We start from the raw sequence: 25,973 nt of genomic DNA, 5'->3' as shown, positions 1-25,973 counted from the left end.
AAAACAAAAACCTTACCTTTGTTGTTATATTTTTTACAACGGTTTATGAAAGCATATCTTATCCTATATACAATAGTAATTTCAATCTTTATTTCTTGTAAGGATACTTCCCAAAAACATGAGGCGGAGATTATTAGAGCCAAAAAAGAGAAGGAACTAGTTTTTAGTAACATCAACAAAGCTTGGAATTTTAATCCAAGAACATTAACACCCGAATCACAAAATATTGCTTCTAGCTGGAACGAATGGCGATTGTTCTCCGATGAGTTGTATCAAAAACCCAAAGGAACAATAGGAGCTTTTCAACGAAAAACGACCAGTTTAGTAGCTAAAACAGAAGCCTTGCCCAACACTATTCCGGAACGACTAAACAAGCCTCAAATAAAGGCTCGATTAGCCGCATTAATAACCAAAGTGAAAGCGTTGCATACCTTTATCAGTTTAGATCGAATTCCTGAGAAAAAAGTATTAACATTAGTCAGTGATTTGAATCTAGAAGTAAACGCTTTTCAGGATCAAATTGAAGAAATTGTTCGTCGAAGTAAAATTCAAATGGAAGAAGGCGAAGCGATAATGATTCAACGTGTTGGTGGTAAAAAGGAAAATGCGGAAGAAAAACCAAATCCAAAACTGCAAAAAGAAGAAGTACAATCATTTGAAGAAATAAAATAAAAAGCATTGAGTACCGATTATATTAAGCAAATTTTTGCGAACCAATCTAAAATAGATAGTATTGCTCAGGCTATTTCCGGCGATAATAAAATTCAGGTAACAGGTCTGGTAGGCGCTTCGTTTCCGTTTGTGGTCGAAGCTTTGTTTCGGAAAAAAGAAAATTCTTTTCTATTGATCTGCAACGAAAAAGAAGAGGCGGCTTATATTCTTAATGATTTAGAAGAACTCGTTGGCGAAGACAATGTTTTGTTTTACCCAAGTTCTTATCGAAGACCCTATCAAATAGAAGAAACCGATAATGCGAACGTTTTACTTCGATCAGAGGTTTTAAATCGAATTAATTCTCGAAAAAAACCGGCTATCATTGTTTCGTATCCAGAAGCATTGTTCGAGAAAGTAGTCACCAAAAAAGAGTTAGAAAAGAACACGTTAAAAGTTTCGGTTGGCGAGAAAGTTTCCATCGATTTTATTAACGAAGTCTTATTTGAATACGATTTTAAACGCGTCGATTTTATTACGGAACCTGGCGAATTTTCTGTGCGAGGAGGAATTCTCGATGTGTTTTCATTTTCTAACGATAATCCTTATCGAATCGAATTTTTTGGTCATGAAGTAGATAGTATCCGAACATTCGATGTAGCGACGCAACTTTCGATAGAACAAAAAAATAAAATCACTATTATTCCCAATTTTGAGAATAAATTATTAGAGGAAAAACGTGAAAGCTTCCTAGAGTACATAAGTCCTAAAACTATTCTTTTTATTCAGAATACCGATTTATTGTTATCGAATCTGGATAAATTATTTTCTAAGGCAATTGATAGTTTTGAGAAACTTTCCAAAGACATCAAACACGCGACTCCAGAAGAATTATTTGTTAATCAGACTTCCTTCATAAAAAAAGCATTAAACTTTCCGGTCGTGGAGCTTAGTCCTAAAGCTACCTTCAGGATTCAGGAGTCTTTTCAATTTAATACTAAACCGCAACCGTCTTTCAACAAACAGTTTGATTTGTTGATGGAAAATCTGAAAAACAATCGTCAAAACGGAATTAAGAATTACTTATTTTGTGCCAATGAGCAGCAAGCTAAACGTTTTCATGATATTTTCGAATCTATGGACGAGCAAAATCATGAGCATTTTGTTAAAGATTACGAAACGATTGTGTTGCCTCTTCATCAAGGTTTTATCGATGAAGAAAATCAGATTGCTTGTTACACCGACCATCAAATTTTTGAACGTTTTCATAAATTTTCCATTAAAAATGGTTACGCCAAAAAACAAACCATTACACTCAAGGAACTTAATGCGTTGTCTGTTGGCGATTATGTAACGCACATCGATCATGGAATTGGAAAATTTGGAGGATTGCAAAAAATTCAAGTCGACGGCAAAACCCAAGAAGCCATTAAGCTAGTTTATGCCGATAATGATATTGTGTATGTGAGTATTCATTCGTTACACAAAATTTCAAAATATAATGGTAAAGACGGGGCACCTCCAAAAATTTATAAGTTGGGTTCAGGAGTCTGGAAAGCATTAAAACAAAAAACTAAAGCAAGAGTTAAACATATTGCTTTCAATCTTATTCAATTGTATGCAAAACGTAGGTTAGACAAAGGATTTGCATTTGCTCCAGATAGTTATCTGCAGCACGAGTTAGAAAGTTCTTTTATTTATGAGGATACACCAGATCAGTTAAAAGCAACGCAAGATGTAAAAGCTGATATGGAAAGTGATCGACCGATGGATCGTCTTGTTTGTGGTGATGTAGGTTTTGGAAAAACAGAGGTAGCTATTCGCGCAGCTTTTAAAGCGGCAGATAATAGTAAACAAGTAGCTGTTTTGGTTCCCACAACCATTTTAGCGTATCAACATTACCGCACTTTTAAAGAGCGTTTAAAAGATTTGCCTGTCAATATCAATTACCTGAATCGTTTCAGAACTGCTAAGCAGAAATCTGAAATTATTAAGGATTTAGAATCGGGTAAGTTAGACATTGTTATTGGTACGCATCAATTGGTCAATAAGAATATAAAATTCAAGAATTTAGGTCTTTTAATTATTGACGAAGAACAAAAATTTGGCGTAAATGTAAAAGACAAACTCAAAACCATAGCCGAAAATATAGATACGTTGACTTTAACAGCGACACCTATTCCGAGAACATTACAGTTTTCGCTGATGGCGGCACGTGATTTATCAGTGATTACAACACCTCCGCCTAATCGTTATCCTATAGAGACGCAAATTGTAGGCTTCAACGAAACGATAATACGCGATGCTATTTCGTATGAAATCGAGCGAGGTGGTCAAGTGTATTTTATTAATAACCGAATCGAAAATATTCAGGAAATAGCCGGTATGATTCAGCGTTTGGTTCCTAATGCCAAAGTAGGTATTGGTCACGGCCAAATGGATGGTAAAAAACTAGAAGAAATCATGTTGGCTTTCATGGAAGGTGAATTTGACGTTTTGGTGGCTACGACCATTATTGAAAGTGGTTTGGACGTGCCTAATGCCAATACTATTTTTATCAATAATGCCAATAACTTTGGATTGTCAGATTTGCATCAAATGCGAGGTCGCGTAGGACGAAGTAACAAGAAAGCCTTTTGTTATTTTGTAACGCCGCCGTATTCTGCAATGACCGAAGAAGCAAGAAAAAGAATGCAGGCACTCGTTCAGTTTAGTGATTTGGGTAGTGGTTTTAATATTGCTATGAAAGATCTTGAAATTCGAGGTGCTGGAGATTTATTGGGAGGTGAACAAAGCGGTTTTATCAATGAAATTGGTTTCGAAACCTATCAAAAAATTATGCAAGAAGCCATTGAAGAGCTAAAAGAAAATGAATTTAAGGAATTGTACCCTGAAGAAAGCGATATCGAAACCAAAGAATACGTAAAAGATCTTCAAATTGATACTGACTTTGAATTGCTTTTCCCCGATGATTATATTAATAGTGTAACAGAACGTTTGAGTTTGTACAACGATTTGGCGGTTATAAAAACGGAAGAAAAACTACAAGAATACCAACAACAGTTGCAAGATCGTTTTGGGAAATTACCGAAACAGGCTTTAGCTTTACTAGACAGTTTGCGTATCAAGTGGAAAGCCTCTCATTTAGGAATCGAAAAATTAGTGTTGAAACAAGGAAAAATGGTTTGTTATTTCATAGGAGACCAACAAAGTCAATATTATCAAACAGGACGATTCCATAAGGTTTTACAGTTTGTGCAGCAAAATAGTAATTTGTGTAAAATGAAAGAAAAAGAGACTAAAAACGGGCTTCGTTTGTTGTTGACTTTCGAGAATGTAAAATCAATTAAAAAAGCACTAGAATTAATAGAATTGATGTAAAATAAAAAACGCAAGAAATTAACTTCTTGCGTTTTTTTATTATTTAGTCAACTTTAGATCTTTTATAACTTTAAAGGCTTTATCTACAACATCTTCGTTTACTAAAATGGTAAACTCATTCGAGGTTGAAATAACTTCATAGATGATAATTCCTTCCCAAGCCAATCGTTGGAAAATAAAATAATAAATCCCAGAAACTGTTGTATTTTCTTTAGGTAATTTTACTGTTACAGAAGAAAGATTATCTAATTTTTGAGTGAGTTTTTCGCCTTTAAAATATTTGTCTACTAAATGAGCCAAACTTTCACTTAACACGATATTGGTTTCATGAACCCCTCGAGATGAGGTAAAAAAGATATCTGGCATCCCATTAATTTCGGCTATTAATTCGGCTTGTTTAGCAAAAATAGTATCCGAAACCAAAAAAGTATAATCTACTAAAGAAGAACGAACCGTTATTTCACCAATTCCTTTAAGGACTTTGGTAACTTTATGATTCACCTGAAAATCCAGATCTTCTGACAACCGTTTCAACGCCATGATAACAGCACCCTGCTTGATATCTTTCCCTAATTCGTTTTCTAATTCTTCAGAAATATTACGAGCCAAAGAAGTCAAATTAATGATTCCTTGCGATAAAGCACTCAGTAAGAACGGTTTGGTTTTAATGTAGTTTTCTACAACAGAAGATATAGTTTTCATCTTAAAACTGTTTTAAAATTTATACAAATTTACAAATAAAACAATTTGTTACAAAAACATTTAAATTAAATTTCAAAAGTGATAAAAAGCGTCTTCTAGATGTTCTATGTTAAATTTGTCTTTTTCTTTGGTAATGGCAATGATATCGAAACGAATTTCGAGATCTAAACCGCTTTGCTCTACATATTCGTCGATAGCTTTAACCAAAAGTTTGATTTTCTTTTTATTGACAAAATCTTCGGGAGAACCAAAGTCTACAGAAGAACGTGTTTTCACTTCAACCACAATAAGCCAATCTTTTTTTCGGGCGATGATATCTATTTCGGCTTTGCGTGCGGTAAAATTGGTTTCCAGAATTTCGTAACCGTTTTCAAGAAGGTAGCTAACGGCTAATTCTTCTCCTATTTTTCCTAAATCATTATGTTCTGCCATAAGAAAGTAAAATCAAATTTTTTTTAAATTTAACCTTGTTGAATCCAGCTATCGGTGAAGCGACATATTTTATTTGTATTCAAAAAATATTTTTGTGCATTCCGAATTAACATCCATCTCGATTTGAGATCCAAAAATCAAGGCTCGATTGTCCTGAATGTGACCTGCCGGGAAATTATACACGATAGGAATCTCGTATTTTTGGGTAACATCTTCTATAATTTGCAAAGCGTCTTTACCCCAAGGAGTGTCATTGTCCTTCATTTTGGTCATTCCGCCCACAATGATTCCTTTAATACTCTCTAGACATCCGTTGCGTTTCAGATTCATCATCATGCGGTCGATATGATAGAGGTACTCGTCTAAATCTTCAATAAACAAGATTTTATCATCACAATCGATGGCGGATGGCGAACCGAATAAACTGTATAAGATAGACAGGTTGCCACCTACTAATTCGCCTTTAGCCTTACCTAATTTATTCATATTGTGTGGCGGGATATCGTACTCTAGTCGCTCATCGCCAAATAAAGCAATTCGTAAAGTTTCTTTAGACGCTTTAGAAGCTTTGGCTACCGTTACGGGCATTATGGCGTGAATAGATTGATAGCCCATAGTGTTCAAATGACTGTGTAAAACCGTAACATCACTAAATCCTACAATCCATTTAGGATGCTCTTTGAATTTAGTAAAATCGAGTAAATCAATCGTTCTCACGGTTCCGTATCCTCCGCGGACACACCAAATCATTTTAATATTTGGATTATCTAATTGTTCCTGAAAATCTTTAGCGCGTTGTTCGTCGGTTCCAGCCAATTGGTTTAAATCCAAACCAATGGTGCTTCCTATTTTAACTTCCAATCCCCAACTTTTTAATAATGCAATTGCGGGTTTTAGGTTATCGTCAATATTTTTTCGCGCTGTAGCCACAATAGCCACGGTATCGCCTTTTTGTAATAAAGGAGGTGTAATCATCTTTTTTTGAGAATAGGATAAATTCGAAATAAGTATTAAAGCAATTAAATAGCGAAGCATTGCAACGGTTTATACTTTCAAAAGTAATAAATTACCAAAACTATACATGCATTCTTGGTTGAAAAAACCTTATTTTTGCAGTCAATTTGATTGAATTATGTTACAAAATCCAAAAAGATATACGATTACGGCAGCTTTGCCTTATACCAACGGACCTATTCATATTGGTCATTTAGCAGGTGTTTATGTTCCGGGCGATATTTATGCTCGTTTTTTACGTTTGCAAGGAAAAGATGTGGTTTACATCTGTGGAAGCGATGAGCACGGTGTGGCTATTTCTATGAAAGCTAAAAAAGAAGGTATTACGCCTCAGGAAGTCATCGATAAATACGACGGAATAATCCGTAAATCGTTTGAAGATTTTGGAATTTCATTTGATAATTATTCTCGAACTTCTGCTAAAATTCATCATGAAACAGCTTCGGCTTTTTTTAAAAAATTGTATGATGAAGGGAAGTTTATTGAAGAAACGACCGATCAGTTATACGACGAAAAGGCAGATCAGTTTTTAGCAGATCGTTTTGTAACGGGAACTTGTCCAAAATGTGGAAATGAAGAAGCTTATGGAGACCAATGCGAAAAATGTGGTACTTCCTTAAATGCAACCGATCTTATCAATCCGAAATCTACTATAACAGGTACTACACCGGTTTTAAAATCAACCAAGCACTGGTTTTTACCTTTAAATGAGTATTCCGATTTTTTACAAAAGTGGATCATTGAAGGGCATAAAAACGATTGGAAACCTAATGTATATGGTCAAGTAAAATCATGGATAGACGGAGGTTTAGAGCCAAGAGCCGTAACCCGTGATTTAGATTGGGGAATCGACGTTCCTGTGGAAGGTGCCGAAGGGAAAAAATTATACGTTTGGTTTGATGCACCAATTGGTTACATTTCTTCAACCAAAGAATGGGCAGCTCGCGAAGGGAAAGATTGGGAACCGTATTGGAAAGATGAAAATACCAAACTAGTTCATTTTATCGGGAAGGATAACATTGTTTTCCATTGTGTGATTTTCCCAGCAATGTTAAAAGCAGAAGGAACCTATATTTTACCGGATAATGTACCGGCTAATGAATTTTTGAATCTTGAAGGCAACAAATTATCGACCTCTAAGAATTGGGCGGTTTGGTTACATGAGTATTTAACTGATTTCCCTGACAAACAAGACGCTTTACGTTATGCCTTAACGGCGAATGCTCCGGAAACTAAAGACAATGACTTTACTTGGAAAGATTTCCAAGCAAGAAATAACAATGAATTGGCGGCCATTTTTGGTAATTTTATCAATAGAGTAGTGGTTTTAACTCACAAATATTACAATGGAGTTGTTCCATCGCCTAACGACTTCAATGAAGTTGATGAGCAAACATTGACTGAGCTAAAAGCATATCCAGCAGTAATCGCTTCATCTGTTGAGCGCTACCGTTTCAGAGAAGCTTTAGCCGAGATGATGAATGTAGCTCGTTTGGGGAATAAGTATTTGGCTGATGAAGAACCTTGGAAAATGGTAAAAACAGATCCTGAACGCGTAAAAACTCAAATGTATGTAGCTTTACAGATTGCTGCAGCTTTACGTGTTTTAGCGGAACCATTCTTGCCTTTCACAGCTAACAAGTTGGCCCGAATTTTGAAATTAGACCAATTAGCATGGCATAAAATAGCGGAGAGTTCCGATTTATTGCCAGCCGGTCATACTATTGGAGAAGCTGAAATTTTGTTCGCTCAGATCGAAGACGCCGAAATACAAAAACAAATTGATAAACTCGAAGCTACTAAAAAAGCGAATGTAGTGGCTACAAACACTAAAATTATGCCTCAAAAAGAAACAACAACTTTTGATGATTTTGCTAAAATCGATTTACGTGTAGGAACCATCCTTGAAGCTGAAAAAATGCCTAAAGCTGATAAATTATTGGTACTAAAAGTAGATACAGGAATCGATGTAAGAACTATCGTTTCCGGTATTGCGGAACATTTTACACCTGAAGAAGTAGTAGGTAAACGAGTAACAGTTTTAGTTAATTTGGCACCAAGAGCACTTCGTGGTGTAGAAAGTCAAGGAATGTTACTGCTAACTAACGATGCCAACGGAAAATTGGTTTTCGTAAGTCCTGAAAAAGATGGAGTAGAAAATGGGGCAACAATTGCTTAAAACTAGATATACCCTCGAGCAATCGGGGGTTCAATTTTTTTAAAAGTTATGAATATTAAAGTAATCGCTTTTGATGCCGATGACACCCTTTGGCATAACGAACCTTATTTTGACGAAGCGCAAGCCAAGTTTTGTGAATTGTTTCAAGATTTTGCCTCACGACAAGAGTTGTTACAATTAATCTTGAATCATCAGGTAAAAAATTTACCGCTATATGGTTTCGGGATCAAAGCCTTTACCTTGTCAATGATCGAGACCGGATTGTCGTTAACCAACCATCAATTAAACGGTAAAGCAGTAGAAAAAGTACTCAATATTGGTAAAGAATTATTAGAAAAACCTGTCGAATTACTACCTCAGGTAGAAGAGTTGCTTCAATCAGTACACGGAAGATACAAATTAGTCGTAGCCACCAAAGGTGATTTAAAAGATCAACATAGAAAACTTCACGATTCTGGATTGGGACATTATTTTCATCATATTGAGGTAATGAGCGATAAAACCGATTCAGATTACCAAAAGATGTTAGGTCGTTTAGACATAAAACCAGAAGAATTTATGATGGTAGGGAATTCATTAAAATCAGATGTATTGCCTGTGTTGAATATTGGTGGTCAAGCAATTCATATTCCGTATCATACTACTTGGGAATATGAAAAAATAGATTTTGAAATAACCCATCCAAATTTTAAAGCTTTAGAAAAAATTATAGATATCTTACCACTCGTATTGTGAAAAGAAAAATAGATATTTCGACTTGGAACCGCGCTTCCCATTTCGAGTTTTTTAGCCAAATGGAAGAGCCTTTTTATGGTGTGACCGTTTCTGTAGATGTCACTAAGGCCTACGAAAATGCTAAAAAATTAGGAATTTCTTTTTTTGTGTATTACTTGCACAAGACTTTAGTTGCCGTCAATGCCATTGAAAATTTTAGATACCGTATTATTGATGGCGAACTTTGGGAATACGATAAAATAGACGCTTCGTCGACGGTCATGAGAGAAGACAAAACTTTTGGATTCTCACTTATTGAATATGATTCAGATATTCAAAAATTCAATCAAACTGCACAACTTGAAATACAACGTATTCAGCAAACAACCGGTTTGTTTACACGAGAATTTCCAGAAACCAATCTCATTCACTTTTCCGCAGTGCCTTGGATAAACTTCACGTCACTATCACACGCAAGAGGATTTTCGTATCCAGACAGTTGTCCTAAGATTTCTTTCGGAAAATTGACAGAGAGTAACGAAAAGAAAACTATGCCGATGTCTATTCATGTGCATCATGGTTTAATCGATGGTTATCACGTGGGTTTGTTTATAGATGAATTTGAAAAACAGATGAATCTATAAGAATGTAGAATGAAGAAAATTATCAATTATTTTAATCAATTTCCGTATCAAATTTTTATAACAGATACTGCAGGAGCTTTAGCTTCAATAGTTTTCTTATTGTTAATTTATTATTTTGACAATTTTTTTGGTGTCTCAAAAAATGACATTCTTGTGTTAATTGTAGGGGCAAGTTTATTAGTGGTATATTCTTTCGTGTGTTTTCTTTTAAAACCAAAAAGAAGGTCGTTATTTTTAAAAATTTTGGCGACTGCAAATCTAATGTATTGCCTATTTACTTCATATATTTTTATTAAAAGAATCAGTACTTATACATTTTGGGCAATTCTGTACTTTTTGATTGAAATTTTAGTGATTATTTTTTTAGTTTCAATTGAATTAAAAATAGCAAATCAGAAAAAAGAGTAGCTGATTATCCGTTAAATTCCTATTAAATAAAACGGTAAATTTTATATTCTTTGTACCTTTGCATTTGTTAACAGTTTAACTTAAGAAATTATGTACCCAGAAGAAATGGTAAAACCAATGCGTGCTGAACTTTCAGAAGCAGGTTTTCAAGATTTATATAGTGCAGAAGCGGTAGAAAATGCTTTAGCTCAAAAAGGAACAACATTGGTAGTGGTAAATTCTGTTTGCGGTTGTGCGGCTCGTAATGCTCGTCCTGGAGCAAAAATGAGTTTAGAAGGAGCAAAAAAACCGGATCATTTAGTAGCGGTTTTTGCAGGAGTAGACAGAGAAGCAGTAGATGCAGCTCGTCAGCACATGTTTCCTTTCCCTCCCTCTTCACCAAGTATTGCCTTGTTCAAAGACGGAGAATTAGTACACATGTTAGAGCGTCATCATATTGAAGGTCGCCCAGCAGAGGTTATTGCCGAAAATTTAGCGGACGCTTACAACGAATTCTGCTAATTTTTCACCACCATACTAATGTCATTCTGAATGAGGTATTGCCTTTTTCAGAGTGACATTTTGATTTATTTTTACAAATTAAAGGTCATGCAAAAAATTATTTCTTATCCCATTTCTATAATCTATTATTTGTTGTTTGGATTTTGGTTAGTGTTGTTTCACCCGATTCAATGGATATGTTTAAATTTGTTTGGATATAATGCACATCGATGGAGCGTGGCCGTGTTAAATTTCTTTTTGGTGAGATCCACTCATGTTTTAGGAACCACGTATGATGTTCGTGGAATCGAAAATGTGCCGGATAACAAACCGCTTATTATTGTGAGTAATCATCAGAGTTTGTATGATATACCTCCTTTTATTTGGTTTCTTAGAAAATGCCATCCCAAATTTATCAGTAAAAAAGAATTAGGAAAAGGAATCCCAAGTGTATCCTTTAATTTGCGCCACGGGGGCTCTGCTTTAATCGATAGAAAAGATCCCAAACAAGCTTTGCCTGAAATAAAACGAATTGGAGAATATATTAATCAAAATAATTACTCCGTGGTGATCTTCCCTGAAGGAACCCGAAGTAAGACAGGAGTTCCTAAGCCATTTTCGGTAAACGGACTAAAAATGTTGTATAAATTTGCACCTGATGCTTATTTTTTGCCGGTAACGATTAACAATTCTTGGAAAATGACGCGATTTGGTCAGTTTCCTCTTGGGTTGGGGAATCGATTAGAATTTATCATTCACAAACCCTTAAAAATTACAGATTATTCTTTTGATGAAATTTTTGAAAAAACGGAAAACGTAATCAAAGAAAATATTAAATAAATACAATTATGTCAATACAAAATGTGCGTCGCGAAGTGATGCAATTTTTAGAAAAAAACATCGACTCGTTTGTCGAAACGTATTTGTTGCCAGTTGAAAAAATTTGGCAACCTAGTGATTTACTCCCTAATTCAGAAAAAGAATCATTTTTAGAAGAAGTGACTGAATTACGAGAGATTGCTAAAGAGTTACCGTATGATTTTTGGGTAGTACTAGTAGGTGATACTATTACCGAAGAAGCACTACCAACCTATGAATCTTGGTTGATGGATGTGGAAGGAGTTACTCAAAAAGGTGAAAATGGCGATAATGGTTGGGCCAAATGGTTACGCCAATGGACTGGAGAAGAAAATCGCCATGGAGACTTGTTAAACAAATACTTGTACTTGTCAGGAAGAGTAAATATGCGTGAAGTAGAAATGACTACGCAACATCTAATTAACGATGGTTTTGACCCAGGAACAGACAGAGATCCTTATAAGAACTTTGTTTTTACTAGTTTTCAGGAATTAGCAACCTATGTTTCACACAATCGAGTAGCTCAAATTGCTAAAAAGTTTGGGGATCACAAATTGTCTAAAATTTGTCGTTTGATTGCTGGAGATGAGATGCGTCATCATCATGCTTATTCTGAATTTGTGAATCGTATTTTTAAAATTGATCCAAGTGAAATGATGTTGGCTTTTCAATACATGATGAAGCAGAAAATCACTATGCCGGCACATTTAATTCGAGAATCTGGTGACGCCATAGGTACCGCTTTCGAAAAATTTTCAGAATCAGCGCAACGTATTGGTGTGTATACTTCTATGGATTATGTAGAAATTATGCAAAAATTAATCGAAAAATGGGAAATCGATAAAATCACCGGTTTGAATGACGAAGCAGAAAAAGCAAGAGATTATCTGATGAAATTACCGGCTAGAATGACTAAAATCGCAGAACGCCTAGTAGTTCCTTCGGAAGAAAAATTATTCAAATGGGTTCAGCCGGCACTGAAAGTCTAATGAGTATTATAGATCAGACCATACTTTTTGTTCAACAACAATTGTATAACGCCGAAGGGGGACACGATTGGTTTCACATTGAACGTGTTTATAAAAATGCCTTATTAATTGCTCAAGGTGAAGTTTGTGATTTAACCGTAGTAAAATTAGGGGCTTTATTGCATGATGTAGCCGATAGTAAATTTCATGAAGGAGACGAAACAGTTGGCCCGAGGATTGCTCGTGAATTTTTAGAAAGTCAAAACGTTTCTGAAAGTATCATAGAGCATGTGATTAATATCATTGAGAATATTTCGTTTAAGGGTGGGAATTTTGAAAAAAAGTTCACCTCTAAGGAATTAGAGATTGTTCAAGATGCCGATAGATTAGACGCAATAGGAGCTATAGGAATAGCACGTACCTTTAATTACGGAGGTTTTAAAAACAGAGCTCTTTACAATCCTGCTATTCAGCCTAATCTGAAGATGAGCAAGGAAGAATACAAAAAGAATGATTCACCAACGTTGAATCATTTTTATGAGAAGTTGTTGTTACTTAAAGATAAAATGAATACTTCAACAGGGCTTAAAATAGCAGAGGAACGCCATCGTTTTATGGAATTGTTCTTGTCGCAGTTTTATGCCGAATGGGAAGGAGAAAAATAAAAAGAGAACCAATTTTGGTTCTCTTTTTATTTCACTATTAGTCAGATTTTTTCAATTTTAGACAGACTAGTACTATTATTTTCCTGTAAATTCTGCTTTACGTTTTTCTAAAAATGCCGTAGTTCCTTCTTTAAAATCTTGGGTAGCAAAGCATTCACCAAATTTCTGAATTTCTACTTCAAATCCATTTACTCCGTCTTTAAAATTGGCATTCACCGCTTGAATAGCTTTAGCAATAGCGACAGGAGAGTTTTTCATGATTTTATTAGCGATAGTAGTGTACGTAGCAAATAATTCCGATTGAGGAACTACATGATTCACTAATCCGTATTGTAGTGCTGTTGCAGCATCAATCATTCCGGCTGTCATAATCATTTCCATAGCGCGACCTTTTCCAATTAATTGGGGTAAACGTTGCGTTCCGCCATAGCCAGGAATTACCCCTAAAGATACTTCAGGTAAACCCATTTTGGCATTATCCGAGGCAATTCGGAAATGACAAGCCATAGCTAGTTCTAATCCTCCGCCCAGAGCAAAACCGTTTATGGCTGCTATGACAGGGGTTTTCATATTTTCTACAAAATCGAAAAGAAGTTCTTGTCCTTTAGCTGCTAACACAGCTCCTTCTTTGTCTGAAAAATGAGCAAATTCAGCAATATCGGCTCCAGCCACAAATGCTTTTTCACCGCTCCCCGTAATAACAATAACCTGTACATTTTCGTTAGCATCCAACTGATGAAGCATGTGGTGTAATTCCTGAATGGTTGCCTTATTTAAAGCATTTAGTTTTTCCGGACGGTTGATGGTTACCGTTGCAATTCCTTTTTCGTGTTCGACTAAAATATTTTCAAATGTCATAATTAAACTATTGATTAATAATGGGTAATATTACTTTAAAGGTGGTTCCTTTGCCTAAGACAGAATCAAAGGTAATGGTTCCGTTATAATTTTCGATGATATTTTTAATAATCGCTAAACCTAATCCCATTCCGCTGGTTTTTGTAGTAAATTTAGGTTCAAAAATTCGATTCATGTATTCTTTTGCGATTCCCTTACCATTATCACTTACGGTAATTATAGCATTGCCGTTTTCGGATTTTACAGTGACTTTAATTTCTTTAAATTCCTGTTCTTCCGGAATAGCTTGAATGGCGTTTTTAACAAGATTGGTAATAATACGAATCAGTTGGGTACGATCAATCTTGGTAATGATTTCTTTTCCTTCAGAAGAAAATGTGATATAACTTTCATTAAAAATATCCAGCGCTAAATCGACAACATCTACTACATTTAAAGTTTCATTTTGTTGTGCAGGCATCGATGCGAAGTTTGAAAATGCTGAAGCTACTGCACTCATGGTATCGATTTGTTGAATCAAAGTTTTAGAAAAATCGGCCAACTTTTGTTTCGCGTTAGGATCTTCCGGATTAAAACGCATCTCGAAACTCTGTACCGTCAAACGTATGGGAGTCAACGGATTTTTAATTTCATGAGCGACCTGTTTTGCCATTTCACGCCACGCGCCCTCACGTTCTCCTTGCGCTAATTTATTGGCACTTTCCTCTAGCTCGTCAATCATGTGATTGTAAGATTGTATCAAGCGATCAATTTCATAACTGTTGGTAACTAAGTCGATTTTCTCGTTTTTCTCGGTCAATGACGTTTCGGTAAGTCGGTCAGAAATGGTTTTGAGTGATCTAGTAATGTAGCGGGATAAATAATAAGCAATCCAAATGGATATGAATAACATCCCTAAATAGACCATACCAAAAATTTTGAGGAAACTAGCAATTTCTTCTTCATAAAAAGCATCGTCTTCCACATAAGGCAAACGAATTATTCCTATGGGTTTATTTTCGATGTAATCCATCAAGTAGGTATACGAAAAGCGATAGGTGTTTAGTTCTCCTTCAGCGACAGAAACAAAACGGTTGTTTTCTGATACTTTGATTTTTTCAATAGTCGACTCCGATAAATTTGGTGAAATTTGTCCCCTGATGATAGGCGCTTTAGAGGTAATGACCAAATGTCCAGATAGATCATAAATATCAATTTCTATATTGTGAATGTCGGCAATTTCAAAAATTTTGTCTTTAAAAATAGACTGAAGGTTGAACGTTGCCAATGGGTGTGGAGTGACTTCTAGAACGTATTGTATGTGCTGTTTAATTTGATCTTCTTTTCGAAGCAGTCGGTCTTTGTGATATTCTTGATTTTCTATTTGAAAATGAATCACGGAAACGGCGGCAATTAAAATCGAAGAGATGAAGGTGATAAGAATCATCGCTAAAAAGATTCTAACACGCAACGACCAATTTTTGAATTTAAACAGCGTTTCCATTTAGTTGTTTTTTTCTCGAATACGTTTGTAAAACTTATACCCTAGCATTAATAGTACTGAAAAAAGTATAATCCCAATTACACCAAAAATCCAATTGACAGCATTTTTAAGAATTACTAGGAATACTACGGCAAATAAGATAATGGTGGCACCTTCGTTCCATAGTCTAAAAAAGCCAGACGTATGTTTGACTTCGTTATTTTGCAATTCAACGAAAATGCGATGACATTTGAAATGATACAAATACAATAAAAACACAAAACCTAATTTAACATGCATCCAAGGTTGGGTTAACCAAACTTTTCCAATTTCGGTAAAAAATAATAGCCAAAAAGCAAAAAAGCTGGCCAGTATTGCACTAGGCCAGGTAATTATGTACCACAATCGGTATTGCATTAATTGGTATTGTCGGATTAAAATGCTTTGTTCTGGTTCTGGTTTGTCTTTGGCTTCGGCATGATAAACAAACAAACGAACGATATAGAATAATCCGGCGAACCAGGTGATTACAAATATCAAGTGTAGGGATTTTAGGTATTCGTACATTTTTATTTGTTTTGAAAATCTTTTATCCAATTACTTAAAGTCGTAATCCAATCTTCTCTGTCGTTCAAACAAGGAACGGCCAAGAAATTTTCTCCGCCGTTTTCTTTGAAACTGTGTGCGGCTTCCATTCCTATTTCTTCTAAAGTTTCCAAACAATCAGAAACAAAGGCTGGAGTGACTACAGCTAAGTTTTTTATACCTTTTTGTGCCAATCCATCAATAGTTGCATCGGTGTATGGTTGCAACCAAGGATCTCTTCCCAAACGAGACTGAAACGAAGTACTGTATTTCCCTTCTTCTAAACCTAATTTTTCAGCTACTTGTCTAGTAGTTTCATAACATTGATGACGGTAGCAGAATTCATGCGCCGGTGATGGAGTAACACAACAAGAACCGTCTATTTTACAATGCGATTTGGTTATATCTGATTTTTTAATGTGTCTTTCCGGTACACCATGATAGGAAAAAAGGATATAGTCTTGTGGAAAATTTTCCAGATTTTCTTTGATGGAGTCAGCAAGATTTTGAATGTAATCCTGTTTGTTATAGAAAGCCGGTAAGCTTTCGAAGATCATATTTGGAAACTGTTTCTGACGAATTTCCTCTGCAAGAACTAAAATAGTTTCTGTGGTAGCCATTGCAAATTGAGGATACAAAGGAACGATTAAGACTTCATGTACACCTTTGTCGTGTAATTCTTTTAAACCGAATTCGATGCTAGGATTACCATAGCGCATGGCTAAAGCAACAGGCAATTCGACTTTTTGTTGTGTTTTTTCCTTTAAACGTTTGGATAACACAATCAGTGGCGAACCTTCTTCCCACCATATTTTTTTATAAGCGGCTGCCGATTTTTTAGGTCGGGTATTAAGAATAATCCCTTTAACCAATAGGGCTCTTAAAAGATAAGGGATGTCTATCACCCTTTCATCCATTAAGAATTGATCAAGGTATTTTTTTACGTCTTTTACATCTGTGCTGTCTGGTGATCCCAGATTCACTAACAAAACTCCTTTCATAAGAATCTTTAATTATTAAATACAAATATCTGAATAAGAATTATTCTTTTCGAAAATACTTCACTAATTGTCGATATAATCTCTTTTTCTATTCCCAAGATCAATGGTAACATAAATTTAATTGATAGTTAGATTTTATCATTGTCCACTGCCTTTGAATTTGATTACGAGAAGTTTGAAACAATACGAAATAGGTCCAATTGAACGTTTTTGATTACTAGAGTTATCCAATTCTAAAAGAGATAATCGAAAGTAAGGTAAACGGATCTTCGTTATTGAACTTTTTCTAATAAATATTTTTTTGGTGTCGTACCGAACTTCTTTTTAAAAGCTGTGATAAAATGACTGGCGGTACTATAGCCAATTTTTAAACCTACTTCATTTACATTGTAAGAACCCGAATCTAGTAAATTTCGAGCGTATTCCATTTTGTAATCGAATAAGAATCCGTAAACGGTATCGCCATAAATTTGTTTGAAACCCGCTTTTAGTTTTTTAAGATTCAATCCTACTTGGTTGGCCAATTCTTCTAATCCCGGAGGTTCCGCCATATTAACAATAATGATTTCTTTGGCTTTTTTAATCCGTTGCACATTTTCTTCGTCTACCAAAAATGGACATTGTTCTACATTGGGATCTTCATTCTTGTTAAAGAACAAACTTAATAATTCGTATCCTTTTCCTTTGTAGTACAAATTTTTGATGGATGGATTCAAATTATAGTGAAACATTTGATTGAGTACTATCGCCATAGAAGGAGAAATATTTTCCTCGCCATAATATTTTTTATCTCTGTTTTCTTCACTCAAAAAAGGAATTTGGTCCGCATCAGAAGTGAATAAACCATGAAATTTTTTAATCGAAATTAAAATGGAAATAATCCAGGAATTAGGTTCTACCACCACATCTAGCGGTAATTCTTTTTGTGGATTATAAAAAAGCAGTGATTTTTCTTCTACCAATTCTAAGGTATAATTACCTTGATTGAATATGAATTTTGCTTTGCCTTTTAACCCGAAATGAAATTGTATTAACCCGGTTTTTACCTGACGTTTGTAGGTTAGTGCCTCTTGAGTATCGTTCTGAAAACGAATTAAAATGAACTCGTTATCTATTTTTATTTCTTCCGTAAAGTTTAAAACTGCTTTGGTACTCATAGCGATACTTTTTATAAAGGAAATGAAAATTCATAGAACATTATTATTTAGAACCATTCTACACAAGTAATTCTCAAATGCCTTGTTTCATTACAAAAATAAAAGAAATAAAGTTCAAAATCTGTTTTGAAGTCAAAAAAACGTCGAGCGACACAAAAAGAACTTTTAGCGTTATTTTTATAAAAACTTACCACTTAAATTTGTTTATCAATTTGAACTTAGGGAATGACGAACAATTTGGAAGCCAAGACGACCTCTTTTTACGCAATAGGATTGAGTTATTTGAAAGCAGATGCTGATATAAGAGGTAAATTCAGTTTAGACGATAAAGCCAAAGAATCTTTGCTAAACCAAGCAGATAATGATGGTGTACAGAGTTTAATTGTAACTTCAACGTGTAACAGAACCGAGATTTATGGTTTTGCACAGCATCCATTTCAACTCATCAAATTACTTTGCAGTAACAGTCAAGGTACTGTAGAAGATTTTCAAAAAGTAGCTTACGTTTATAAAAATAATGAAGCCATTAATCATTTGTTTCGTGTGGGAACCGGTTTGGATAGTCAAATTTTAGGTGACTTCGAAATCATTTCTCAGATTAAAAATGCTTTTGTGGCCTCTAAAGAAGCCGGATTGGCCAATGCTTTTATGGAGCGTTTGGTCAATGCTGTGATACAAGCTAGCAAACGTGTTAAAAATGAAACTGAAATTTCTTCAGGCGCAACTTCGGTTTCTTTCGCATCGGTACAGTACATCTTCAAAACAGTTCCGGATATTGCTAATAAAAACATTCTGCTTTTCGGTACCGGAAAGATTGGTAGAAATACCTGTGAAAATCTGGTAAAACACACTAAACACGATCAGATTACTTTAATCAATAGAACCAAAGATAAAGCCGAAAAATTGGCTAAAAAGTTGAATGTTATTGTAAAAGATTACAATGATTTGCAGGTAGAAATCCAAAAAGCCGACGTTTTAGTAGTGGCTACCGGAGCACAAAATCCAACGGTTGATAAAACTATCCTGAATCTTAAAAAACCGTTGTTAATTTTAGATTTATCGATTCCTAAAAATGTGAACGAAAATGTGGCGGAGGTAGAAGGGGTGACTTTGGTACACATGGATCAGCTGTCTCAAATTACAGACGAAACTTTAGAAAACAGAAGAAAACAGATTCCTGCAGCGGAGGCAATTATTGAAGAAATTAAAGATGAATTCAACACTTGGGCTAAGGGAAGAAAATATGCGCCAACCATTCATGCTTTGAAAGAAAAATTGCATTCTATTAAAGACAAAGAATTGAAAACGCACCGTAAAAAAATACCCAATTTTGATGAAGAACAAGCGGAATTCATCAGCAATAAAATTATTCAAAAAATCACGAATCATTTTGCCAATCATTTAAAGGATGAAAATACTTCTGTTGATGAAAGTGTAGAATGGATCCAGAAAGTATTTCAATTAGAAAATAAAGAAAAACAACCATTGCTTTAATGGTATTACATAATGAAAAATAAAACCATTAGAATAGGTACACGTGATAGCGAATTAGCACTTTGGCAAGCACACACGGTTGAAAAAAAATTAAACGATTTAGGTTACCAAACAGAAATCATCGCGGTTAAATCTCAAGGCGATATTATTTTAGACAAACCTTTGTATGAGTTAGGTATCACTGGAATTTTTACCAAAACGTTGGATATAGCCATGATTACCGGTCAGGTGGATATTGCGGTGCATTCCATGAAAGATGTTCCAACTGTCTTGCCTCAAGGGATTGTTCAAGCCGCTGTTTTAGAACGTGCTAATACCGTTGACATTCTGGTTCACAAAGGAAATCTAGATTTTTTAGAAACAGAAGCCACTATTGCTACAGGAAGTTTACGTCGTCAGGCACAATGGTTGCACAGATATCCTAAACATCAGACCGTAGATTTGAGAGGAAATGTGAATACCAGAATGCAAAAATTGGCGGAGAGTGATTGGGGAGGAGCTATTTTCGCCGCAGCGGGATTAGAACGAATCAATTTAAAACCAGACACTTTTATCAATTTAGATTGGATGATTCCTGCTCCAGCGCAAGGGGCTATGATGGTGGTAGCTATGGCTGAAGATACTTTTTCTTTAGAAGCTTTGTCCGAATTGAATCACATCGAAACAGAAATCTGTACCTATATCGAAAGACAATTTTTGAGAACCTTAGAAGGGGGTTGTACGGCACCCATTGGTGCATTAGCCACGTATGATGAAAAATCGGATGAATTGCATTTTCAAGGAGCTCTGTTTTCTATCGATGGCAAACAAAAATTGGCTATTGACCAAAAATATGACATTTCAGAGTGGAAAAAATTAGGTTTCAATGCTGCCAAAGAAATTTTAGATAATGGTGGTAATGAATTAATGGCCGAAATAAAATTGCAATTAAAAAAATAAAGGTGAACGAAAAAATAGGCATCTTATCAACTAAAAAATTAGCATCCAATCAAAAACAATATTTGTTGAATGCTGCTTTTTCGGTTATTGATGAAGATTTCATTAGTATACATCCAATTCCGTTTGAAATTGAAAGTACCAATGATCTTTTGATTTTTACGAGCCAAAACACCGTTCAAAACGTTCTTAAATACAAAACCGAATTGATTCAAAAACCAGTAGTCTGCGTCGGTAATAAAACCAAACAACTTTTAGAAGAAAACGGTTTTACCGTATTAAACGCCCAACCAGAGGCTAGTGAATTGATTCAAATTATTGAAAAAGAATATTGGGATAAAAGCTTTACTTTTTTCTGTGGAACATCAAGATTAAACACGATTCCTGATTTTTTAAAAGAAAAAAATCTAAAACACAATATTGTGGAAGTTTATGAAACTTTGGAAACTCCGGTGAAAATTCATTCTAAAATGGATGGGATTTTATTTTTCAGTCCTTCTGGTGTTTCTAGTTACGTAAAAGAAAATACGATCACCACTGAAATTTGTTTCTGCATAGGCAATACCACGGCTAAAGCAGTTGAAGCACATTCAAAAAATATAATAATCGCTAATCAGCCTACCATTGAAAATGTGATTATTCAATGTATAAATTATTATAAAGCTAAGAGCTAACAGCTAAAAAAAGATGATAAAAAACGACTTATTCTTAAGAGCCTTAAAAGGAGAAACGGTTGAACGTCCACCTGTATGGATGATGCGTCAAGCCGGAAGATATTTACCAGAATTCAGAGCATTACGCGACAAATACGATTTTTTCACTCGTTGTGAAACTCCAGAGTTAGCGGCTGAAATCACCGTACAACCGATCCGAATTGTAAAACCTGATGCGGCTATTTTATTCTCAGATATTTTGGTGGTTCCCAGAGCTATGGGAATTGATGTGGAATTGAAAGACAACATCGGTCCGATTATTCCTAATCCAATTCGTTCCATGGAACAAGTGAACCAAGTATTTATTCCGGATGTGAATGAATCTTTGGGTTATGTTATGGATGCCATTAAATTAACGAAAGAAATGTTGAACGATGAAGTGCCATTAATTGGTTTTGCTGGTTCACCATGGACAATCTTTTGTTATGCGGTAGAAGGAAAAGGTTCAAAAAGTTATGATACAGCAAAAGGTTTCTGTTTTTCACAACCGGAAGCGGCACATGCATTATTGCAAAAAATCACCGATACGACCATTTTGTACTTAAAAGAAAAAGTAAAAAATGGTTGTAATGCGATTCAGATTTTCGATTCATGGGGAGGCATGTTATCTCCAGTAGATTATCAAGAATTCTCTTGGAAATATATCAACCAAATTGTAGAAGCATTAGCGCCAATAACTGAAGTAATTGTGTTTGGTAAAGGTTGTTGGTTCGCGTTGAACGAAATGTCAAAATCAAAAGCTTCGGCTTTAGGAGTAGACTGGACGTGTTCGCCTAAAAATGCGCGTTATTTAACCGGTGGCAATATTACTTTGCAAGGAAATTTTGATCCAAGTCGTTTGTTATCGCCAATTCCAACCATCAAAAAAATGGTTTACGAAATGATTGACGAATTCGGAAAAGACAAATACATCGTCAACTTAGGTCACGGAATTTTACCAAATATTCCTGTAGATCATGCTAAAGCGTTTGTGGAAGCGGTGAAGGAATATAAGAAGTAAATCAAATAGAATGATGGAAAAAAATATTCAAAATTTATATGATTTAATGGAAAAATTAGATAGAGTTGGGAGAAACGGTTATACTGGTTATGAATCAAATTCTATCTTAAATATTGCAGAAAAAGCAAAAAAATTAATTTCTGAATTTACTGATTTAGATGATGAATTAAAAAAAGAAGCGCTCTTTGAGCTAGATTTTATCATAAATTCTAAAATTACAATAGGGAAAAATGAAATTATGGATTTGATTCGTAAAACCAGCAGTCCAATTATTTCTATTTTAGATTTTTATGGAATTACTTTTTATTAAATGAAAAACAAATTCTACACCTACATACAAAACCTACAAGATCAAATCTGTAAAGGATTAGAAGATATAGATGGTATTGCTCAATTTCGTGAAGATTTATGGGAACGACCAGAAGGTGGCGGAGGTCGCACACGTGTAATTGAAAACGGTAATGTTTTTGAAAAAGGCGGTGTAAACATCTCTGCTGTTCATGGAAAATTGCCTGATACGATGCGTCAACTGTTCGGTGTCGGAGAAGCGGACTTTTTCGCTTGCGGATTGAGTTTGGTGATTCATCCAAAAAATCCGATGGTACCAACGGTTCATGCAAATTGGCGTTATTTTGAAATGTACAATGAAAATGGAGAAATCATCAACCAATGGTTTGGTGGCGGACAAGATTTAACACCATATTATCTGTTTGAAGAAGATGCCAAACATTTTCACCAAACTTGTAAAACGGCTTGCGACAAACACAATCCCGAATTTTATCCTAACTATAAAAAGAAATGTGACGAATACTTTTGGAACGCACATCGATTTGAAGCAAGAGGAATTGGTGGTTTGTTTTTCGATTATTTGAAAGAAACCGAAACCATGAAAATGGAAGATTGGTACAATTTTGTAACTGAAGTTGGGAATTCATTTCTTCAAGCATATGTTCCAATTGTAGAAAGAAGAAAAGATTTATCCTATTCTGAAGCACAAAGAACTTGGCAAGAAATTCGCCGTGGTCGTTATGTAGAATTCAATTTGGTTCACGATAAAGGCACACTTTTCGGTCTAAAAACCAATGGAAGAATCGAAAGTATTTTAATGAGCTTGCCTCCCCACGTACAATGGGTATATGACCATCATGCAGAAGTGGGAAGTGAAGAAGAAAAATTACTGAAAGTTTTAAAAGAACCTGTAGATTGGGTATGAGCAATCAGTAGTCAGAAATCAGTAGTCAGCAGAAAATGAGGGATTATAAAAAATTACAAGTTTGGGAAAAATCACACCAATTAACCTTGGAATTATATAAAGAATTGAAAGATTTCCCAAAAGAAGAACTATTCGGGTTAACGAGTCAAATGAAGAGGTCTTCAAGTTCTATTCCGACTAATATTGCTGAAGGAGCTGGTAGAAACTCAAATAAAGACTTTGCTAGATTTTTAGCTATAGCTTATGGCTCAACTAACGAATTAGAATATCAAATTATTCTTAGTGCAGATTTATTATTTCTTGAAAAATCAAAATCAGAAACATTTATAGATAAAATTCAAGAAATCAGAAAAATGTTACATGGATTAATCATTAAAATAAATAACGCTGACAGCTGATTACTGATAGCTGAAAGCAAAAAACTTAGAATTATGTTTCCAATACACAGAGGTCGTCGTTTACGAGTAAACGAATCTATAAGAAGTTTAGTTCGCGAAACCAGCTTGAGTCCGGCTGATTTTATGTTTCCGATGTTTATCATGGAAGGGGAAAATACTAAAGCAGAAATCCCTTCTATGCCAGGTATTTTCCGTCGTACCTTAGATTTAACGGTGGAAGAAGTGAAAGAATTATTTGCTTTAGGCATTCGCGCGGTAAACCTTTATGTAAAAGTTAGCGATGATTTAAAAGACAATACTGGAAAAGAAGCTTGGAACGACAATGGTTTGATGCAAAGAGCCATTCGTGCTATAAAAGCGGCTTGTCCAGAAATGATTGTAATGCCTGATGTGGCTTTAGACCCGTATTCGATTTATGGACATGACGGAATCATCGAAAAAGGCGATGTAGCAAATGATCCAACCAATGATGCGTTAGTAAAAATGGCCGTTTCTCATGCCAAAGCAGGTGCTGATTTTGTTGCCCCAAGTGATATGATGGATGGTCGTGTGTTACGTTTACGTCAAGGTTTAGATGCAGCGGGATTTCACAATGTAGGCATTATGAGTTATTCGGCTAAATATGCTTCGGCTTTTTATGGTCCGTTTCGTGATGCTTTGGATTCCGCTCCAAAAGATGTTGATGTAGAAGTACCAAAAGACAAAAAAACCTACCAAATGGATTACGCCAATCGTATAGAAGCAGTAAAAGAAGCCCTTTGGGATGTGGAAGAAGGCGCTGATATGGTGATGGTAAAACCGGGAATTGCTTATTTGGATATCGTTCGTGAAGTGAAAAATGCAGTGGATGTTCCCGTAACGGTTTTCCATGTTTCGGGCGAGTATGCTATGATTAAAGCGGCTTCCGAAAGAGGTTGGTTAGACCATGACAAAATTATGATGGAACAATTAATGTGTATCAAAAGAGCGGGTGCGAGTTTAATTTCGACTTATTTTGCGAAAGAAGCTGCGATTTTATTAAATCAAAAATAATATAGGATTCCACTAAACCATTTTATTATGAAAAAAATTTTAGCTCTTGTTTTTATAGGATTATTAATATCTTGTAAAAAAGAAAATCAAGAGAACTTTGGCAAACCTGCAGAAGTTGAAACTGCAACTACACAAAAACCAGAAGATTTAGGCAAGGAGATCTTCGACGGGAAAGGAGTTTGTTATACGTGTCATAAGCCTGATACAAAAACAGTAGGACCTTCTATTAAAGAGATTGCCAAAATCTACAGAGAAAAAGGAGGAAGTATTGTCGATTTCTTGCAAGAAAAAAGTGAGCCAATCGTAGATCCTAGTCAGTATGCCACTATGAAAACGAATTTCGCAATAACTAAAAATCTTCCGGAAGAAGAGTTAAAAGCACTAGAAGCGTACATGCTTAGTTTTTAAAAACAGAACAAAAATCAAGTCATCTTCGGATGGCTTTTTTTGTTTTAAATAATTACATTTATAACATGGAAACTGCTTTTATACAATCTCCTTTGGGAATCACAAAAATTGAAGGTGATGCAAACGGCATTACTCTTATTTCCCTATCAACCGAAGGAAGCGTATCGATTGAAATCCCTAAGGTGCTTCAAAACGCAGTAACCCAACTTCAAGAATATTTTGAAGGCAGTCGAAAAGATTTTACGATTAATCTTAATCCTCAAGGTACCGATTTTCAGAAAAAAGTATGGCAGGAATTACTAAATATTCCTTTTGGAAAAACAATATCGTACTTAGAACTTTCCAAAAAATTAGGAGATGTCAAGGCAATCCGTGCTGTGGCTTCAGCCAACGGTAAAAATCCATTATGGATTATAGTACCTTGTCATCGCGTCATTGGTTCCGATGGTTCGCTAACAGGTTATGCCGGCGGATTGTGGCGAAAAAAATGGCTCTTGGAACATGAATCTTCACAAAAACAACAAACATTATTTTAATACTTCCATCAATAAGTTTTTTCTTTTGATAAGAATCTTGCGAAAAACAAACCAACTAGCGGTAAAAAAATTTTCTTAAAAGAA

27 protein-coding genes are annotated in these 25,973 nt (G+C 35.1%); 19 read left to right on the top strand and 8 right to left on the bottom strand.

The annotated features are described in order from the left end of the window. The first annotated feature begins 45 nt into the window (after window positions 1-45). Both NAT50_RS09930 and mfd read left to right on the top strand, forming a co-directional pair. Window positions 46-672 carry a hypothetical protein gene (locus NAT50_RS09930; protein ID WP_250593121.1) on the top strand — a complete coding sequence of 209 codons (627 nt, stop codon included), beginning with the start codon at window positions 46-48 and terminating at the stop codon, window positions 670-672. Window positions 673-678: 6 nt separating this feature from the next. Then, window positions 679-4,032 (top strand): transcription-repair coupling factor, encoded by a 3,354-nt coding sequence (gene mfd, locus NAT50_RS09925; protein ID WP_408610667.1) that lies wholly within the window; start codon window positions 679-681, stop codon window positions 4,030-4,032. Window positions 4,033-4,071: 39 nt separating this feature from the next. Here the strand turns inward: mfd and NAT50_RS09920 are convergent, their stop codons facing one another. The 3 genes from NAT50_RS09920 to NAT50_RS09910 all read right to left on the bottom strand — a co-directional run bounded on the left by NAT50_RS09920 (window position 4,072) and on the right by NAT50_RS09910 (window position 6,141). Further along, on the bottom strand, window positions 4,072-4,734 hold the full coding sequence (locus NAT50_RS09920; protein WP_250593120.1) for an aspartate kinase: 663 nt from the start codon (window positions 4,732-4,734) through the stop codon (window positions 4,072-4,074). A 72-nt stretch (window positions 4,735-4,806) separates the two neighbouring features. Beyond that, on the bottom strand, window positions 4,807-5,166 hold the full coding sequence (locus NAT50_RS09915; RefSeq protein WP_250593119.1) for a YraN family protein: 360 nt from the start codon (window positions 5,164-5,166) through the stop codon (window positions 4,807-4,809). Between the two features lie 69 nt (window positions 5,167-5,235). Next, window positions 5,236-6,141: a S66 peptidase family protein gene (locus tag NAT50_RS09910; RefSeq protein ID WP_250593118.1), complete on the bottom strand. Its 906-nt coding sequence runs from the start codon at window positions 6,139-6,141 to the stop codon at window positions 5,236-5,238. Window positions 6,142-6,298: 157 nt separating this feature from the next. Here NAT50_RS09910 and metG point away from each other — a divergent pair, with 157 nt between their 5' ends. From metG to NAT50_RS09875, 7 genes are all read left to right on the top strand, one after another. After that, window positions 6,299-8,359 (top strand): methionine--tRNA ligase, encoded by a 2,061-nt coding sequence (gene metG, locus NAT50_RS09905; protein ID WP_250593117.1) that lies wholly within the window; start codon window positions 6,299-6,301, stop codon window positions 8,357-8,359. Window positions 8,360-8,407: 48 nt separating this feature from the next. Continuing rightward, the gene (locus NAT50_RS09900) at window positions 8,408-9,094 is read left to right on the top strand and encodes an HAD family hydrolase (protein WP_250593116.1); all 687 of its coding nucleotides are present in this window, start codon (window positions 8,408-8,410) and stop codon (window positions 9,092-9,094) included. Then, a complete protein-coding gene (locus NAT50_RS09895) occupies window positions 9,091-9,717 on the top strand; it encodes a CatA-like O-acetyltransferase (protein ID WP_250593115.1) in 627 nt (208 codons plus the stop codon). Before NAT50_RS09900 ends, NAT50_RS09895 begins: the two co-directional genes overlap by 4 nt. 498 nt (window positions 9,718-10,215) lie before the next feature. Further along, window positions 10,216-10,626 (top strand): BrxA/BrxB family bacilliredoxin, encoded by a 411-nt coding sequence (locus NAT50_RS09890; RefSeq protein WP_250593114.1) that lies wholly within the window; start codon window positions 10,216-10,218, stop codon window positions 10,624-10,626. Between the two features lie 87 nt (window positions 10,627-10,713). Further along, complete coding sequence (locus NAT50_RS09885; RefSeq protein WP_250593113.1) at window positions 10,714-11,445, top strand: lysophospholipid acyltransferase family protein; 732 nt, start codon at window positions 10,714-10,716, stop codon at window positions 11,443-11,445. A gap of 8 nt (window positions 11,446-11,453) precedes the next feature. Then, window positions 11,454-12,452, top strand: coding sequence for an acyl-ACP desaturase (locus NAT50_RS09880; RefSeq protein ID WP_250593112.1), 999 nt, complete (start codon window positions 11,454-11,456; stop codon window positions 12,450-12,452). Next, window positions 12,425-13,096 carry an HD domain-containing protein gene (locus NAT50_RS09875; protein ID WP_250593111.1) on the top strand — a complete coding sequence of 224 codons (672 nt, stop codon included), beginning with the start codon at window positions 12,425-12,427 and terminating at the stop codon, window positions 13,094-13,096. Before NAT50_RS09880 ends, NAT50_RS09875 begins: the two co-directional genes overlap by 28 nt. Before the next feature lie 75 nt (window positions 13,097-13,171). On the opposite strand, the gene NAT50_RS09870 is transcribed toward NAT50_RS09875, so the two are convergent. The 5 genes from NAT50_RS09870 to NAT50_RS09850 form a co-directional block, all read right to left on the bottom strand. Next, the gene (locus NAT50_RS09870; RefSeq protein ID WP_250593110.1) at window positions 13,172-13,954 is read right to left on the bottom strand and encodes an enoyl-CoA hydratase/isomerase family protein; all 783 of its coding nucleotides are present in this window, start codon (window positions 13,952-13,954) and stop codon (window positions 13,172-13,174) included. A 7-nt stretch (window positions 13,955-13,961) separates the two neighbouring features. Then, a complete protein-coding gene (locus NAT50_RS09865) occupies window positions 13,962-15,437 on the bottom strand; it encodes a sensor histidine kinase (protein WP_250593109.1) in 1,476 nt (491 codons plus the stop codon). Continuing rightward, window positions 15,438-15,989 carry a CopD family protein gene (locus NAT50_RS09860; RefSeq protein WP_250593132.1) on the bottom strand — a complete coding sequence of 184 codons (552 nt, stop codon included), beginning with the start codon at window positions 15,987-15,989 and terminating at the stop codon, window positions 15,438-15,440. Beyond that, window positions 15,986-17,002 (bottom strand): ferrochelatase, encoded by a 1,017-nt coding sequence (gene hemH, locus NAT50_RS09855; RefSeq protein WP_250593108.1) that lies wholly within the window; start codon window positions 17,000-17,002, stop codon window positions 15,986-15,988. Before hemH ends, NAT50_RS09860 begins: the two co-directional genes overlap by 4 nt. Window positions 17,003-17,274: 272 nt before the next feature. Further along, on the bottom strand, window positions 17,275-18,159 hold the full coding sequence (locus tag NAT50_RS09850; RefSeq protein WP_250593107.1) for a helix-turn-helix transcriptional regulator: 885 nt from the start codon (window positions 18,157-18,159) through the stop codon (window positions 17,275-17,277). A gap of 225 nt (window positions 18,160-18,384) precedes the next feature. Here NAT50_RS09850 and hemA point away from each other — a divergent pair, with 225 nt between their 5' ends. The 10 genes from hemA to NAT50_RS09800 all read left to right on the top strand — a co-directional run bounded on the left by hemA (window position 18,385) and on the right by NAT50_RS09800 (window position 25,889). Then, a complete protein-coding gene (gene hemA, locus NAT50_RS09845) occupies window positions 18,385-19,653 on the top strand; it encodes a glutamyl-tRNA reductase (RefSeq protein ID WP_250593106.1) in 1,269 nt (422 codons plus the stop codon). 12 nt (window positions 19,654-19,665) lie between these two features. Then, the gene (gene hemC / locus NAT50_RS09840; protein WP_250593105.1) at window positions 19,666-20,592 is read left to right on the top strand and encodes a hydroxymethylbilane synthase; all 927 of its coding nucleotides are present in this window, start codon (window positions 19,666-19,668) and stop codon (window positions 20,590-20,592) included. Between the two features lie 2 nt (window positions 20,593-20,594). Continuing rightward, a complete protein-coding gene (locus NAT50_RS09835) occupies window positions 20,595-21,263 on the top strand; it encodes a uroporphyrinogen-III synthase (RefSeq protein WP_250593104.1) in 669 nt (222 codons plus the stop codon). Between the two features lie 13 nt (window positions 21,264-21,276). After that, a complete protein-coding gene (gene hemE / locus NAT50_RS09830) occupies window positions 21,277-22,302 on the top strand; it encodes a uroporphyrinogen decarboxylase (protein ID WP_250593103.1) in 1,026 nt (341 codons plus the stop codon). A 10-nt stretch (window positions 22,303-22,312) separates the two neighbouring features. Further along, window positions 22,313-22,612, top strand: coding sequence for a hypothetical protein (locus NAT50_RS09825; protein ID WP_250593102.1), 300 nt, complete (start codon window positions 22,313-22,315; stop codon window positions 22,610-22,612). Further along, window positions 22,613-23,515 (top strand): oxygen-dependent coproporphyrinogen oxidase, encoded by a 903-nt coding sequence (gene hemF / locus NAT50_RS09820; protein ID WP_250593101.1) that lies wholly within the window; start codon window positions 22,613-22,615, stop codon window positions 23,513-23,515. It begins immediately after the preceding gene. A gap of 35 nt (window positions 23,516-23,550) precedes the next feature. Then, window positions 23,551-23,913, top strand: coding sequence for a four helix bundle protein (locus tag NAT50_RS09815; RefSeq protein ID WP_250593100.1), 363 nt, complete (start codon window positions 23,551-23,553; stop codon window positions 23,911-23,913). A 33-nt stretch (window positions 23,914-23,946) separates the two neighbouring features. After that, the gene (gene hemB / locus NAT50_RS09810) at window positions 23,947-24,945 is read left to right on the top strand and encodes a porphobilinogen synthase (RefSeq protein ID WP_250593099.1); all 999 of its coding nucleotides are present in this window, start codon (window positions 23,947-23,949) and stop codon (window positions 24,943-24,945) included. A gap of 27 nt (window positions 24,946-24,972) precedes the next feature. Then, the gene (locus tag NAT50_RS09805) at window positions 24,973-25,353 is read left to right on the top strand and encodes a c-type cytochrome (protein WP_250593098.1); all 381 of its coding nucleotides are present in this window, start codon (window positions 24,973-24,975) and stop codon (window positions 25,351-25,353) included. A 65-nt stretch (window positions 25,354-25,418) separates the two neighbouring features. Beyond that, window positions 25,419-25,889, top strand: a complete 471-nt coding sequence (locus NAT50_RS09800; RefSeq protein WP_250593131.1) for a methylated-DNA--[protein]-cysteine S-methyltransferase — start codon at window positions 25,419-25,421, stop codon at window positions 25,887-25,889. The last annotated feature ends 84 nt before the right edge of the window (window positions 25,890-25,973 follow it).

The sequence above is a fragment of the Flavobacterium luminosum genome (assembly GCF_023635005.1).
Lineage (GTDB): Bacteria > Bacteroidota > Bacteroidia > Flavobacteriales > Flavobacteriaceae > Flavobacterium > Flavobacterium luminosum.
This window is presented reverse-complemented; position numbering and strand designations above follow the sequence as displayed.